The sequence below is a fragment of the Chitinimonas sp. JJ19 genome, assembly GCF_036961565.1.
Taxonomy (GTDB): Bacteria; Pseudomonadota; Gammaproteobacteria; order Burkholderiales; family Chitinimonadaceae; genus Chitinimonas.
Genome location: NZ_JBAMDD010000038.1, coordinates 1 through 1,198 on the forward strand (window position 1 = coordinate 1; position 1,198 = coordinate 1,198).

General features: G+C 47.7%; 2 protein-coding genes. Both read right to left on the bottom strand.

Going from position 1 to position 1,198, the window contains the following annotated elements; genetic code table 11:
- Nucleotides 1-168: 168 nt before the first annotated feature.
- Entirely contained in the window at nt 169-699 is a 531-nt protein-coding gene (locus V7714_RS20550) for a hypothetical protein (RefSeq protein WP_335711404.1), read from the bottom strand.
- The coding region (locus tag V7714_RS20555) for a hypothetical protein (protein WP_335711405.1) at nt 687-1,198 on the bottom strand (512 nt) is incomplete at its 5' end. The genes V7714_RS20555 and V7714_RS20550, both read right to left, overlap by 13 nt.

The window sequence follows — 1,198 nt, forward strand, 5'->3', positions numbered from 1 at the left end:
CTCCAGCGGCTGGCCCAGCTGCTCCGGGTCTTCCTGCGGTGCGGTGCTGCCAAACGGTTCGCTGTGCCACAGCCACCTCGCTCGCCGCTGGCTGTCCGTCACCAGCCGGGGCGTGCCTAGGTGGTCGGGGTGGATGTCATACAGCTGACCTTCATAAAGGCGCAGAAGTTATTGCGCGTGAAATGTGGCTGTAACACCTGCGGCCTCACACCCGTCTTGATTGGATATTGCCGCGATCCCACAATTTCCTACCAATAGAAGCTGGTGCCTATTTTTAGCCATTATTGCAAAAACGCCTCGCTCTTCCGAATAGGCATAGCTAGAAATCAGCCCTCTCCATCGCTGCTGAATTATCTTGTATCGAATAAATTTTCCAAAAACATTCCCCTCCGCACTTTGCATTATCTGGTAATAAGCGCCAGCATGATGCCAACTACGAATCCCATCCATTTTTCTTGGGATAGAAAAAACAAAATTCTTTGACTTTATACAAACAAATTTCTCCTCATCCCTACAGCGTATCGCAGGAATACTCAAATCAAATAACTTAACACTGTTCTCGTCGAATCCCAGCGTAACCCCTTTGTCATCAAATACGGATGCATAGCCTATTTCGTTACTTTCCACCCCTTCGGCCAGAGAGCGGGAAGAAAAGAAAATGAAAGCGACTATTACAAAGATAAATTTTAGAATCCGCACGTGCAGTTCTCCTTAACCCATTTCGCAGCCCAAGCGTCTGCGTCCTGCTCGTATCTAGAGTCTGTAGGCTTACCACTCAGCGCTGCACCTAAGTCGGCAGCAGCGTCAATTTTATTATTTTCCGGCATTAGATGCCTAAACTCATGCGCAAATATAGCGTTAACTCCAGGCCCGTCACTAGCAGAATTGAAGAACCCATAATTAAACTGGGTTGATTGATTGCCATATTTCGTCGTCGCGTAAGTTTGTCGAGCTCGACGCGCAGGATTGGCAATATTTGGATCTACAGTAATAGTCCACCCATCAAATATCTTTTGGATTCTGCCCTTATCTCCCTTGCATAACTTATTGATCTTGGCTTGCATTTCGTCTAGCAAGGGGAAAAGCACCCCATACTTCTTTCCCCATGCCATTCGCTCAGTAAATCCTTCTGGCGCACCCAAAACTCGAGCCAAACCACTTGGATCGCTATAGCTAAGCGGATTCCCATCCACATACC